Annotated in this window: 12 protein-coding genes; 8 read left to right on the top strand and 4 right to left on the bottom strand. The window is 67.0% G+C overall.

Going from position 1 to position 13,516, the window contains the following annotated elements; all coding sequences use genetic code 11:
- Nucleotides 1-801: an ABC transporter permease gene (locus C0R07_RS08615; protein WP_019185458.1), complete on the bottom strand. Its 801-nt coding sequence runs from the start codon at nt 799-801 to the stop codon at nt 1-3.
- Nucleotides 798-1,757: an ABC transporter ATP-binding protein gene (locus C0R07_RS08610; protein ID WP_102788669.1), complete on the bottom strand. Its 960-nt coding sequence runs from the start codon at nt 1,755-1,757 to the stop codon at nt 798-800. Before C0R07_RS08610 ends, C0R07_RS08615 begins: the two co-directional genes overlap by 4 nt.
- 104 nt (nt 1,758-1,861) lie before the next feature.
- Between C0R07_RS08610 and C0R07_RS08605 the strand changes: the two genes are divergently transcribed.
- The 6 genes from C0R07_RS08605 (at nt 1,862) to C0R07_RS08580 (ending at nt 8,387) form a co-directional block, all read left to right on the top strand.
- Nucleotides 1,862-2,611, top strand: coding sequence for a ferredoxin--NADP reductase (locus tag C0R07_RS08605; protein ID WP_083279823.1), 750 nt, complete (start codon nt 1,862-1,864; stop codon nt 2,609-2,611).
- A gap of 129 nt (nt 2,612-2,740) precedes the next feature.
- Nucleotides 2,741-3,910, top strand: a complete 1,170-nt coding sequence (locus C0R07_RS08600) for a GGDEF domain-containing protein (RefSeq protein ID WP_102788668.1) — start codon at nt 2,741-2,743, stop codon at nt 3,908-3,910.
- Nucleotides 3,911-4,026: 116 nt separating this feature from the next.
- Nucleotides 4,027-5,544 (top strand): alpha/beta hydrolase, encoded by a 1,518-nt coding sequence (locus C0R07_RS08595; protein ID WP_102788667.1) that lies wholly within the window; start codon nt 4,027-4,029, stop codon nt 5,542-5,544.
- A 34-nt stretch (nt 5,545-5,578) separates the two neighbouring features.
- Nucleotides 5,579-6,325, top strand: coding sequence for an ATP-binding cassette domain-containing protein (locus tag C0R07_RS08590; protein WP_046273991.1), 747 nt, complete (start codon nt 5,579-5,581; stop codon nt 6,323-6,325).
- Nucleotides 6,322-7,506, top strand: a complete 1,185-nt coding sequence (locus C0R07_RS08585; protein WP_019185451.1) for an ABC transporter permease — start codon at nt 6,322-6,324, stop codon at nt 7,504-7,506. Before C0R07_RS08590 ends, C0R07_RS08585 begins: the two co-directional genes overlap by 4 nt.
- 215 nt (nt 7,507-7,721) lie before the next feature.
- Nucleotides 7,722-8,387 (top strand): LysE family translocator, encoded by a 666-nt coding sequence (locus C0R07_RS08580; RefSeq protein ID WP_070469951.1) that lies wholly within the window; start codon nt 7,722-7,724, stop codon nt 8,385-8,387.
- A gap of 82 nt (nt 8,388-8,469) precedes the next feature.
- Here the strand turns inward: C0R07_RS08580 and C0R07_RS08575 are convergent, their stop codons facing one another.
- Nucleotides 8,470-9,471, bottom strand: coding sequence for an energy transducer TonB (locus C0R07_RS08575; RefSeq protein ID WP_102788666.1), 1,002 nt, complete (start codon nt 9,469-9,471; stop codon nt 8,470-8,472).
- A gap of 186 nt (nt 9,472-9,657) precedes the next feature.
- Nucleotides 9,658-10,293 carry a TIGR00645 family protein gene (locus tag C0R07_RS08570; protein WP_102788665.1) on the bottom strand — a complete coding sequence of 212 codons (636 nt, stop codon included), beginning with the start codon at nt 10,291-10,293 and terminating at the stop codon, nt 9,658-9,660.
- A gap of 106 nt (nt 10,294-10,399) precedes the next feature.
- Here C0R07_RS08570 and C0R07_RS08565 point away from each other — a divergent pair, with 106 nt between their 5' ends.
- The gene (locus C0R07_RS08565) at nt 10,400-11,089 is read left to right on the top strand and encodes a glutathione binding-like protein (protein WP_102788664.1); all 690 of its coding nucleotides are present in this window, start codon (nt 10,400-10,402) and stop codon (nt 11,087-11,089) included.
- Between the two features lie 160 nt (nt 11,090-11,249).
- Complete coding sequence (locus C0R07_RS08560; RefSeq protein WP_070472549.1) at nt 11,250-13,478, top strand: S9 family peptidase; 2,229 nt, start codon at nt 11,250-11,252, stop codon at nt 13,476-13,478.
- Nucleotides 13,479-13,516 lie beyond the last annotated feature (38 nt).

Here is a 13,516-nt window from a genome sequence, read left to right as displayed (position 1 = left end):
TCAGCTCCGCATCCCCACGCCCCGCTTCAGCAGCCACAGCGCCAGCGCCGTCAGCGCCACCACGAAGCCGATCATCAGCGCGTAGGCCACCCACAGCGGCACATCGCTGGTGCCCAGCAGGCCGTAGCGGAACGCGTTGACCATGTAGAAGATCGGATTGGCATGCGTGGCCGCTTCGGCCCAGGTCGGCAGCAGCTTTACCGAATAGAACACGCCGCCCAGGTAGGTCAGCGGGGTCAGGATGAAGGTCGGCACGATCGCCACGTCATCGAACTTCTTGGCGTACACCGCGTTGATGAAGCCGGCCAGCGAGAAGATCGTCGCGCCCAGCAGCACCGTGGTCAGCGTCACCAGCGGGTGCGGGATGCGCACCGGGGTGAAGAACATGGCGATGATCAACACGATCACGCCGACCATCAGGCCACGCAGCACCGCGCCGGACACATAGCCCCACAGGATCACCCAGTTGGGCATCGGGCTGACCAGCAGCTCTTCCACGTGGCGGCCGAACTTGGCGCCGAAGAAGGACGAGCTGATGTTGCCGTAGCTGTTCTGGATCACGCTCATCATCACCAGGCCCGGCACGATGAACTGCATGTAGCTGTAGCCGCCCATCTCGCCCACGCGCGAGCCGATCAGGCCGCCGAAGATCAGGAAGTACAGGGTCATGGTGATCGCCGGCGGCACCAGGGTCTGGCCCCAGATGCGCAGGATGCGCGCCACTTCGCGGCGCACGATGGTCATCAGTGCGATGCGGTTGCGCTGGCCGTCGGTCAGGACCGGGGTCGGGGTGCTGCTCATGCCACGTTCTCCTGGTTGCCGGTGAGGCGCACGAACAGCTCCTCCAGGCGGTTGCTCTTGGTGCGCATCGAACGCACGCGGATACCGGCGGCGTTCAAGGCGTCAAACACACGGTTGAGGTCCATCGCGCGCGGCATGTCCACGTCCAGCGTGTGGCTGTCGGTGGCGATCAGGATCGCGCCTTCGATCTCCGGCAGCTGGGCCGGCAGGCTGCCGTCGATGTCGAACAGGAAGCCCTCCACGTCCAGCTTGGCCAGCAGTTCGCGCATCGGGCCCTGGGTGACGATCTGGCCGTGGTTGATGATGGCCAGGTTCCGGCACAGGTGCTCGGCTTCTTCCAGGTAATGCGTGGTGAGGATGATCGTGGTGCCGGCGGCGTTGATCTCCTTGAGCACGCGCCACATGTCGCGGCGGATTTCGATGTCCACCCCGGCGGTCGGTTCATCCAGGATCAGCAGGCGCGGGCGGGTCATCATCGCGCGGGCGATCATCAACCGGCGCTTCATGCCCCCGGACAGGGTGCGGCTCATCACCTGCGCCTTGTCCCACAGGTGGGCGCGCTTGAGTTCTTCTTCGGCCATCTTCTCGGCCTCGGCACGGGCCACGCCATAGAAGCCGGCGTAGTTGACCAGGATGTCGAAGGGCTTTTCGAACAGGTTGAAGTTGATTTCCTGGGGGACCAGGCCGATCAGGCGCATGGTCGCGCTGCGGTGGCGCACCAGGTCGCTGCCGAAGACCTCGACCTGGCCTTCGCTGAGGTTCACCAGCGAGCTGATGATGCCGATCAGGGTCGACTTGCCGGCGCCGTTGGGACCCAGCAGGGCGAAGAAGTCGCCCGGGGCCACGTCCAGCGAGACGCCCTTCAGCGCCTGGGTGCCGTTGTCATAGGTTTTGCGGAGGTCACGCACCCGCAGGGCGGGCACGGCGGTGGGCGCGGGAGTGTTCTGGGAAGCCAAGCTCTTGCCTTCGCGCCTATGGGCTGGCGCTGGATAGGGGCGGGGAGCGGCTATTATAGAAGACCCCGAGGGCTTGCCCCGGCTACACACTGTCCCGAAAAGTCGTGCCTGCTCAATTCCCCCTCAAACTGGTCGACCGGCGCATGCTGGCCCCGACCGTCGGCCATTACCAGTTCCTGCGTGATGACGGCCAGCCGCTGGATTTCCAGCCCGGTCAGTTCATCCAGGTCCATTTCGAGTACGCCGACGGCACCGCTACCAAGCGCAGCTATTCGCTGGCGACCATTCATGATCACGCCCTCGGCGCGGGCGATGCGGTCGATATCGCGGTCAGCTTCGTCCCTGGCGGCGCCGCCACCTCCCTCTTCGAGGGCCTGGACATCGGCGGCCACGTCAGCGCCAGCGGTCCGTTCGGCCGGTTCTGCCTGCAGCCGGGCGACCACAACGCCCGCTACCTGCTGATCGCCACCGGCACCGGGGTCACCCCGTACCGCTCGATGCTGCCGCTGCTGGCCACCGCCATGGCCGAGCGTGGCGTGGAGGTGGTCCTGCTGCAGGGTGCCCGCACGCCGGCCGAACTGCTCTACAGCGAGGACTTCTATGCCTTCGCGGCCGCCCACCCGGGTTTCCGCTACGTGCCGTGCCTGTCCCGCGAGCTGCCGGAAAACCCGCATCCGGACGTGCGCCACGGCTACGTGCAGCAGCACCTGGCCGAGTTCGCCCCGAGCGCGGCCACCGACATCGCCTACCTGTGCGGCAACCCGGACATGGTCGATGCCACCTTCGAGGCGCTGAAAGAGGCCGGCCTGCCGACCCCGCAGGTGCGGCGCGAGAAGTACGTCAGCAGCAAGTAACCCCGCTTTCCGGCGCGCCGCTGGCCGGTGCGCGGCAGGCGGGCGCCGCTGCCCGGTCCCGGACCGGGCAGCGCTGCACCGTGGCGGGCGGTAAGATGCGCCGCGCGCCGCTTCCGCCTGGCTGACTCGATGCCCCTGGATTTCCCCACCATTGCCGTGCTCGGCTTCCTGCTGTGCCTGGGCATCGCCATGGGTTTTTCACTGCTGCTGCTGGTGCTGCGCCGGCAGCCGGCGCTGCGGTTGTGGACGGCCAGCCTGTGGATGCTCTCGGTCAGCCTGACCCTGGTCGCGCTGCGGCCGTACCTGCCCCATGTAGCCGGAATCCTGTCCGGCAACGTCGCGGTCGCGCTGTCCGGCGTGCTGATGCTGTACGGCGTGGCGCGTCATCTCGGCCGTCGGTTGCCGGCGTGGCAGCCGATGGCATTGGCGGCCACCTATCTTGGCGCGATCGCATTCTTCCTGGTGGTCCATCCCAGCCTGGTCATCCGGCTGCACGTGTTCAGCGTGTTCGCGGTCCTGCTCAACGGATGGATGACCTGGCTGCTGCTGCGCCACGCACCGCCGGCGCAGCGCACCAGCTGCCGGCTGGCGGCGGTGGTGTTCGCCGCGCAGACCCTGCTGTACCTGGTCCGCCTGTTCCTGCCGGTGGCCCCGGATGCGGGTGACGACCTCCTGCGCGCGGGTGCGCCGGTCTTTGCCACCTACCTGGTCGGGCTGATCCTGGAGCTGGCGCGGTGCTTCGCGCTGGTGCTGCTGCTGGTGGAACGGATGCTGGTGGACCTGCAGCGACTGGCACGCACCGACGTACTGACCGGCCTGCTCAACCGCGGGGCGGTGCTGGCCGACGGCGCCAGCCTGCTGGAGCTCAACCGCCGCCCCGGCCGACCCCTGGCGTTGCTGCTGCTGGACGTGGATCACTTCAAGCAGATCAACGACCGTTGGGGACACCTGGCCGGCGATGCGGTGCTGCGGCATGTCGCCGACGTACTGAGCACCTGCGTCGCCGATCGCGAGCATCTGCTGGGCCGCTATGGCGGGGAAGAGTTCGTCCTGCTGCTGCCGGGGGCCGATCAGGCCCAGGCGCGGCAGTGCGCCGATCGCCTGCGCCAGGCGCTGCGTGAGTCGCCCGCGCGGCTCGACGGCGTGCCGGTGCCGGTGACGGCGAGCATCGGCCTGGCGATCGATCAGGGCACAGGCGACATGGCGCGCCTGCTCGGTGAAGCCGATGCCGCCCTGTACCGGGCCAAGGCCGACGGCCGCGACCGCACCATGAGCGCGGTGGCCTTGACGGTGCAGTGAGGTGTACGGCGACGCCGCCGCCTTCCCCGGCACGGGGCCAGCCGTGTAAGTTGGGTCACATCGGCCACGCCAACGCGTCGTGGTGGCATGATCTTCAACAAGGGGAAGTACGGAAGATGTCTACACACCACCTGAGGCTGGCCGGTGCGCTGGTCGCCGCCCTGTGTGCCGGCTGTGCGCCGGTACCGGACGATGCATCCGGCGCGGCCGCCGCTCAACGCCTGTACGGCACGCTCGCGTTCCAGCCCTGCACCCTGACCAGCGCGCAGGCCAGCGCGAACGTGGAGGCACAGTGCGCCACGCTGCAGGTGCCGGAAAATCCGGCCGAACCCGACGGTCGCAGAATCGGCTTGAACATTGCCTGGCTGGAGGCCGGCAATGACGGCGCCGGCAAGGCCGACCCGGTGTTCTTCCTCGCCGGTGGCCCCGGCCAGGCCGCGACCGAGGTCGCCGCACCGGTGAACATGGCGCTGCGCGATGTGCGCAAGCAGCGCGACATCTTCCTGATCGATCAACGCGGCACCGGCAAATCCAATCCGCTCACCTGCCTGGATGCGCAGGGTAAGGAGCTGCCGCTGGACGAGAACGCCGCGCCGAGCGCGGGCCTGATCGAAGACTATGCCCGTCGCTGCGCGCAGTCGTTGACCGGCCGCGCCGACACGCGGTTCTACACCACCACCGAGGCCATCGGCGACCTGGATACGGTGCGCAAGGCGCTGGGCGTGGACAAGGTCAACGTGATCGGCGGCTCCTACGGTACGCGTGTGGCACAGCAGTACGCCGCGCATTATCCGCAGCACACCCGCACCGTCGTGATCGATGGCGTGGTGCCGAACGACCTGGTGGTCGGCGGCGATTTCGCCAACACCTTCGAAGATGCGATCACCCTGCAGTCGGCACAGTGCCGCCAGGATCCGATCTGCGCCCAGCGCTTCCCGGTCGATACCCGCACCCAGCTGCGCAACGTCATGGCCACGCTGGCCAAGGCACCGGTCGAGGTCGAGTACCGCAATCCGGGCACCGGCCAGGCCGAGCGCGATGTATTGACCGCCGATTCGGTGACCGGACTGGCCTTCATGTTCTCGTACATGCCGGAACTGTCCTCGCTGCTGCCGGTGATGCTCGATGAGGCCGCGCAGGGTCGCTATGCGCCGCTGATGTCGTTGAGCAAGATGGCCAGCCGCACGCTGGGCGTGCAGATGAACCGTGGCATGCAATGGTCGGTGCTGTGCGCCGAGGATGCCGACCGCTATCAGGAAAGTGCGCAGGGTGACCGCGTGCTGGGCCCGGAAGTGGCGCGCATGTTCTTCGCGGCGTGCCCGGCGTGGAACGCCGGTTCGCGGCCGAAGGATTTCACCACGCCGTTCGCTTCGTCGCTGCCGGTGCTGCTGCTGTCGGGCCAGTTCGATCCGGTCACGCCGCCGCGCTATGCCGAGCAGGTCGTCAAGCAGCTGCCGAACGGGCGACACCTCCTGGCCAAGGGTCAGGGCCACGGCACGATCAACGCCGGCTGCATGCCGCGCATCCTCGGTCAGTTCATCGACACCGCCGATGCCAAGTCGCTCGATGCCACCTGCCTGGACACCCTCAGCCCGGTGCCGGCGTTCACCTCGTTCAACGGATGGGCCCCATGAACCGTTCCTCCCACCGCACCGGGGAGGTGCGCGCATGATCGTCGCCGAGAACCTGCATAAAGCGTTCAAGACCAAGACCGGCCTGATCCACGCCGTCCAGAACGTCGGCTTCCAGGCCGAAGACGGCCGCATCACCGGCCTGCTCGGGCCGAACGGTGCCGGCAAGACCACCACCATGCGCATGCTGTACACGCTGATGAAGCCCGACCAGGGCCGCGTGCTGGTGGATGGCATCGACGCGGCGGTAGACCCGATCGCCGTGCGCCGCCAGTTGGCGGTGCTCCCCGATGCCCGTGGTGTCTACAAGCGCCTGACCGCGCGCGAGAACATCGCCTACTTCGGCCAGCTGCACGGCCTGAGTGCCGCGCGGATCCGCGAGCGCACCAAGGTGTTGTCCACGGCGCTGGAGATGGAGGACATCCTCGACCGCCAGACCGAAGGGTTCTCGCAGGGCCAGCGCACCAAGACCGCGATCGCCCGCGCCCTGGTGCACGACCCGCGCAACGTGATCCTGGATGAGCCCACCAACGGGCTGGACGTGATGACCACGCGCGCGCTGCGCGGCTTCCTGCGCGGGCTGCGCGACGAGGGGCGCTGCGTGATCTTCTCCAGCCACATCATGCAGGAGGTGGCCGCACTGTGCGACCACGTGGTGATCATCGCGCAGGGCACGGTGATGGCCGCCGGCAGCGCCGATGAGCTGCGCGCACAGACCGGGGAAAGCAACCTGGAAGATGCCTTCGTCAAGGCGATCGGTACCGAAGAAGGATTGCACGCATGAGTTCGTTCGCCACGCTGTTGACCGTGATGCGCAAGGAACTGCGCGATCTCTCCCGCGACCGCCGCACCCTCGCGCTGACCCTGCTGCTGGGACCGCTGCTGTATCCCGTGCTGATTCTCGGCATGAGCAAGCTGGCCGAAAGCCGGGTCAAGACGCAGATCGAGCAGCCGCTGGAAATACCGATGATCGGCGGCGAGCATGCCCCCAATCTGGTGCGTTTCCTGGCATCGCAGGGTCTCAATGCGACCGAGGCACCGAAGGACCTCACCGAAGCGATCCGAAGCCAGCGCATTGATGTGGCGCTGCGCATCAGCCCGGACTTCGGCAAGGACTGGGCCGACGGCCGCCCGGCGCTGGTGGAGATCATCAAGGACAGCACCCGCCGCGCTGCCGATATTCCCAGCAGCCGTCTGGAAGCGGCATTGGGTGGCTACAGCCAGCAGGTCGGTGCCCTGCGCCTGCTGGCGCGCGGGATCGATGCACAGGTGGCGCGCCCGCTGGACGTCGCCGCACAGGACCTCGCGACCGCCGAAGCCAAGCGCGGGATGATGCTCTCGGTGCTGTTGCCGATTCTGCTCACCATCACCTCGTTCCTGGGCGGTGCCTACCTGGTGATGGATACCACGGCCGGCGAACGTGAGCGGCAATCGCTGGAGCCGCTGCTCGCCACCCCCGCACCGCGCAGCGCGATCGTCAGCGGCAAGATCGCTGCGGCCTGCGCCGTGGGTGTCGCATCGCTGCTGCTGACCCTGGCGGCCTTCAAGATCAGCGCGCAGCTATCCTCCGGCGGGGTAGGCCGGCAGCTCAACATGGGCTTCCTGCCGATGCTGCAGATGCTGCTGATCATGCTGCCGATGCTGTTCATCGGCACCTCGCTGCTGACCTTCCTGTCGGCGGCGGCCAAGAGCATGAAAGAAGCCCAGAGCCACATGACCTGGCTGATGCTGCTGCCGATGCTGCCGGGTTACGCGCTGATGGTGTACCCGATCAAGAGTGAGCTGTGGCAGTTTGCGGTGCCGTTCCTGGCGCAGAACCAGATGCTGCTCAAGATCATCCGCCACGAAACGATCAGCGCGCAGATGTGGGCGGTGTACCTGGGCGCGGGCTTCGGTCTGGCGGCGCTGTTCTGGTATGCCGCGGTGCGTCGCTACCATCAGGAACGGTTGGCGATTTCGGGTTGATCCACGAAGGGCTCCGAAAGGGGCCCTTCTTCAGGGGTGGATTCGCATGACGACAGCGCGCCTCAGCGCTTGACCGGTGAGGCGCGGTCCGTGTTGGATACGACACATGGGATCACTGGTAGAGGCTGCACTCGCAGGCGATCTGCGCTTACCGCGATGCTGTCCGGCTAGATTGATGGGTGACGAGCTTTCGGAGACGGAGAGCGAGCCCGCCCATGCATATCGATGCCAATCTTGTCGTGTTGTACGTTTTCAGCGTGGTCGTGATGATCGCCATGCCAGGCCCTGTTGCGGTGTTCGTGGCAGGCACCGGCATCGTCGGTGGACCGAAGCTGGCGCTTCGGGCGATTGCCGGCACTAACGCTGGCTCCCTCGTACTGATCGTGCTGTCGATGCTGGTCGTCCAAGGGCTGCTGTCCATCAATGAGACGGTGTTTACCTTGCTCAAAGGCGGCGGCGCCCTCTACATCGGCTATCTCGGCTACCAGATGCTGCACGATGCCGGAAGGGCGGCGGCGGCCACGCCGGTGGCGACGCACGGGAGTTTCACAAAGGGCTTCGTGATGTCGATCTCGAACCCTAAAGACATCATCTTCTTCGCATCGTTCTTTCCGCAGTTCCTCGAGATCACGCCTCAGCCAACGGTGAGCCTGGGGCTGCTGACCGGACTGTGGATCGTGCTGGACTTCGCCACCCTGATGACGGTCTGCCTGTTGGTCCGGCGGTTGGTGAAACCAAACGTGCACCGGGGGATGCTGCGCGTCTCAGGCGTCTTGCTGATGCTGATTGCCCTGCTCGGCGTGGGGATGGCAGGGCGTGATCTCGTCAGCGCTGGGTTGCCCGCCACCATGGCGTTGCAAGAACCTTCGACTGCCCTATAGCGGCAGTGCTGCATGCGCCACTGAAATCAGAAAAAAGGCCCGGATCACTCCGGGCCTTTCGTCCTCCCACCTTACGCTGCGATCAACCGCCTTCCGGCGCGAAGGCAAGCGTGCGGCGCGTGGTGACCGGGGCGCCGACCGGCTCGAATTTCCAACGCTTGACGGCGTTGAGCGCTTCGCGGTCGAACACGCGCGCCGGGGTGGCGCGCAGCACGCGGGCGGCGGTCACCGAACCGTCGGTGCCGACGGTGAGCTCGACCAGCACTTCGCCGGAGGTGCCCGAACGCAGCGCGTCGGCCGGGTAACGCGGGGCCGGGGTGCTGACCGGGCGCAGGCTCGGCGCCGCGGCGGCCTGGCGGGTGGCCGCGGCCTGCTGGGCGGCGGCCTGCTGCTGGCGCTGTTCGGCCTCGCGGCGGGCGGTGGCCTGACGCTCGGCATCCTGGCGGTCGGTGTCGCGGCGCGCGGCTTCCTGCTGCGCGGCGATCTGCCGCGCGGCCTCGGCTTCGGTGCTCTGCTGCTGTGCCAGGCGCTGCTGTTCAACCAGCTGCTTGGCGCGGGTCTCGGCGTCTTTCTTGACCTTGTCGGTCTCTTCCTGGGTGCGCTTGAGCGCAGTCTGCATGCTGCCGCTGATGCCTTGTTTCAGGCGCGGCAGTGCGGGGGCGGCCGGGTCAACCTTTTCGATCAGCGCAACCAGGCGCTGGGTTTCGGCGAAATCCTCGCGGCCCAGGTTCTGCTCGGCGGCGATCAGGGTATAGGGCAGCAGATCGGTCAGCGCGCTTTTGACCGAGGCGTCATCCGGGGTCTTGTCGCGCAGCGCCAGGTAGTACTCGATGGCGTTGTCGCCGGCCGGGGCGTACATGCGGTTTTCGCGCAGGGCCTTGCTGGCCAGCTCACGCAGTTCCTCGGTACCCAGCGACTGGACCTTGGCCGAGACCGCCGGTGCGGCCGGCGCAGCAGTGGGGGTGGCGGGTGCCGCAGGCGCGGCCGGTGCGGCGTCGTCCTTGCCCGAGCAGGCGGACAGGGCGACCAGCAGGATCATCGGCGCGAACAGGCGCGCCGGGCCATGAGTCTTGACGTGCGACATCCAACTCCCCTTTGAAGACGACGATACGTAGGGCCTGATGCGGTCAGGCCGACCGAAGGCCCTGGACGTTTCCCGACGTCCATGGCGGACCCGCAGGTGTGCAATCTAGCATCACCCCGCCCGGCCCGGGGGCCAGGCGGTCAGGACAGGGGCATCCTCACCGATGCCGCCGCTGCCGGGCAAGTGTCAGTGCGACAGCGTCTTGCTCGGCGTGCCGTTCATCAGCTTGTCGGTGTAGGCGATGCCGATTGCCGAGAGGATGAAGGCGGCATGGATGATGGTCTGCCACATCACCCCGGTCGAGGTCATGGCCGAGCACTTGAAAGCTACGGCGGCCGTGGGGCCGGCGGCTGCAACTGCGGCCGAAACGGCTTGCAAGTAAGCGTCGCTGTTGCACGACGGCAGCCCATCCAGATTGCCCGCCGCAATGAACGTCTTCAGCAGGTGGATCGAGGAGATACCGATGATCGACAGCGCCAGCTTCACCTTCAGCACGCTCGCGTTGACGTGGCTCAGCCATTCCGGCTGGTCGGGGTGGTTTTCCAGGCGCAGGCGCGATACGAAGGTCTCATAGCCGCCCACGATCACCATCACCAGCAGGTTGGAGATCATCACCACGTCGATCAGGCCCAGCACCAGCAGCATGATCTCCTGCTCGCCCATGGTGTTGGCCTTGTGCAGCAGGTGCCACAACTCCTTGCCGAACAGGAACACATAGACGCATTGGGCCAGGATCAGGCCCAGGTACAGCGGCAGCTGCAGCCAGCGCGAGGCGAAGATCAGGGAGGACAGGGGACTGATGGGAGTCTGGGTCGAGCTCATGCTGGGATGCTGCGTTGCGGGGACGGCGCAGCGTAACGGTCCGGCTTGACCCTGCCAAGCCGAATGACGGACTAGACTCGGTATTCCCAATCCGCGAGCCGTCGCCATGATCGACCTGTACTACTGGCCCACCCCGAATGGCCACAAAGTCACGCTGATGCTGGAGGAGACCGGCCTGCCATACCGGATCCAGCCGGTGAACATCGGCGCCGGGGACCAGTTCACGCCCGCCTTCCTGGCGATCTCGCCCAACAACAAGATGCCAGCGCTGGTGGACCACCAGCCCACCGACGGCGGCGCCCCGCAGAGCGTGTTCGAGTCCGGCGCGATCCTGCTGTACCTGGCCGAGAAGACCGGCCGCTTCCTGCCCGCCGACAGCCGCGGCCGGGTGGCGGTGCTGGAATGGCTGTTCTGGCAGATGGCCGGGCTTGGCCCGATGAGCGGCCAGATGGGCCATTTCAACGTCTACGCGCCCGAAAAGATTCCCTATGCGATCGAGCGCTACGACAACGAAGTGCGCCGCCTGCACGGCGTGATGGACAAGCGCCTGGCGCAGACCGCCTATCTCGGCGGTGAAGCGTATAGCATCGCCGACATGGCCAGCTACCCCTGGATCGGGGCCTACGACAAGCTGCCGGTCGATTTCAGCGCCTTCCCGAACCTCAAGCGCTGGCATGACGCGATCGCTGCGCGCCCGGCCACCCAGCGGGCCTACGCCCTGCGCGAGAAGGTGAGCCCGCAGGCCGGCAAGCCACTCAGCGAGGAAGAGCGCAAGCACCTGTTCGGCCAGCGCTGAGCAGCGGCGTAGTGCCGGCCGCTGGCCGGCTCCCCGGAACACTCGGCGCGGCCGGACGTCCGCCATCTCCGGCACGACCGGAACGGTTTTGGTTAGGATGAAGCGTTCCCCAGTACCGCAGCTGCGGCCGGGGACTGCCCAGACGCTGCCGGAATCCTTCATGCGCCACCTGTTTGCTTCGCTCGCCCTGATGCTCGCCTCGACCTCGACCGCCCACGCTGAAAAACTGACCCTGGATGCCATCACCGGCCCGCTGCCGTTGTCCGGCCCGACCCTGATGAAGCCCAAAGTGGCCCCGGATGGCTCGCAGGTCAGCTTCCTGCGCGGCAAGGATGCGGACCGCAACCAGCTGGACCTGTGGGCATACGACATCGCCAGTGGGCAGACCCATCTGCTGGTCGATTCCAAGGTGGTGCTGCCGGGCGAAGAGACCCTGAGCGATGCCGAGAAGGCCCGCCGCGAGCGCCAGCGCATCGCCGCGATGACCGGCATCGTCGATTACCAGTGGTCGCCGGATGCACGCACCCTGCTGTTCCCGCTCGGCGGCGAGCTGTACCTGTACGACCTGAGCAAGCAGGGCAAGGCCGCGGTGCGCCAGCTCACCCACGGCGAAGGCTTCGCCACCGATGCCAAGCTCTCGCCGAAGGGCGGCTTCGTCAGCTTCGTGCGCGCCCGCAACCTGTGGGTGATCGACCTGGCCAGCGGCCAGCAGATCCAGCTCACCGGCGATGGCAGCGACACCATCGGCAACGGCGTGGCCGAGTTCGTGGCCGATGAGGAAATGGACCGCCACACCGGCTACTGGTGGGCGCCGGACGACTCGGCGATCGCCTTCGCCCGCATCGATGAATCCCCGGTGCCAGTGCAGAAACGCTACGAGATGTATGCCGACCGCACCGAGATGATCGAGCAGCGCTACCCGGCCGCCGGCGACCACAACGTCACCGTGAAGCTGGCGGTGATCGCGCCGCGCCGGAACGCCGCGCCGCGCTGGATCGACCTGGGCCGCAACCCCGACATCTATCTGGCCCGCGTCGATTGGCGCGACCCGAAACACCTGACCTTCCAGCGCCAGTCGCGCGATCAGAAGACACTCGAAATGGTCCAGACCGAGCTGGCCAGCGGCCAGCAGCGCACGCTGGTGACCGAAACCTCGCCGACCTGGGTGCCACTGCACAACAGCCTGCGCTTCCTCAAGCAGGGTGGTTTTGTGTGGTCGTCCGAGCGCAGTGGTTTCGAGCACCTGTACCGCATCTCCGATGACGGCAAGACCGTCACCCCGCTGACCGCCGGCACCTGGCCGGTGGACGAACTGCTCGCCGTGGACGAAGACGCCGGCAAGGTCTACTTCCGCGCCGGCATGGACAGCGCGCGCGAAAGCCAGCTGTATGCCGTGTCGCTGCAGGGTGGCACGCCGCAGCGCCTCTCGCAGGCGCCGGGCATGCACACCGCCAGCTTCGCGCGCAACGCCAGCGTCTACGTGGACAGCTGGTCCAACACGACCACGCCGCCGCAGATCGCGCTGCACCGTGCCAACGGCGAGAAGATCGCCACCCTGGTCGAGAACAATCTTGACGACCCGGCGCATCCGTACGCACGCTATCTCGATGCGCAGCGCCCGGTCGAGTTCGGCGCCCTGACCGCCGCCGACGGCAAGACAGAACTGAACTACAGCCTGATCAAGCCGACCGGTTTCGATCCGGCCAAGCGCTACCCGGTGGTGGTGTACGTCTATGGCGGCCCGGCCTCGCAGACGGTCACCAACAGCTGGCCCGGCCGTGGCGATCATCTGTTCAACCAGTACCTGGCCCAGCAGGGCTACGTGGTTTTCTCGCTGGACAACCGTGGCACCCCGCGTCGCGGCCGCGATTTCGGTGGCGCGCTGTATGGCGTGCAGGGCACGGTGGAAGTGGCCGACCAGCTGCGCGGCGTGGCCTGGCTGAAGCAGCAGGCCTGGGTCGACCCGGCGCGCATCGGCGTGCAGGGCTGGTCCAACGGCGGTTACATGACCCTGATGCTGCTGGCCAAGGCCTCCGACAGCTACGCCTGCGGCGTGGCCGGTGCACCGGTGACCGACTGGGGCCTGTATGACACCCACTACACCGAGCGCTACATGAACCTGCCGGGCAACAACCCGAAGGGCTACGAAGAAGCGCGCGTGCTGGCGCACATCGACGGCCTGCGCTCGCGGCTGCTGCTGATCCACGGCATGGCCGATGACAACGTGCTGTTCACCAATTCCACGGTGCTGATGAGCGCCCTGCAGAAGCGCGGCCAGCCGTTCGAACTGATGACCTACCCCGGCGCCAAGCACGGCCTGTCGGGCAGCAATGCGCTGCACCGCTACCGCCTGGCCGAAGATTTCCTGGGGCGTTGCCTGGCGCCCTGATGCCGCGTTTCCGCCACCGGCCTGACAAGGAGTTTGCC

Source organism: Stenotrophomonas bentonitica (assembly GCF_002887735.1).
GTDB lineage: Bacteria > Pseudomonadota > Gammaproteobacteria > Xanthomonadales > Xanthomonadaceae > Stenotrophomonas > Stenotrophomonas bentonitica_A.
The sequence above is the reverse complement of the archived record's forward strand: the minus strand, read 5'-3'. Positions and strand labels throughout refer to the sequence as shown.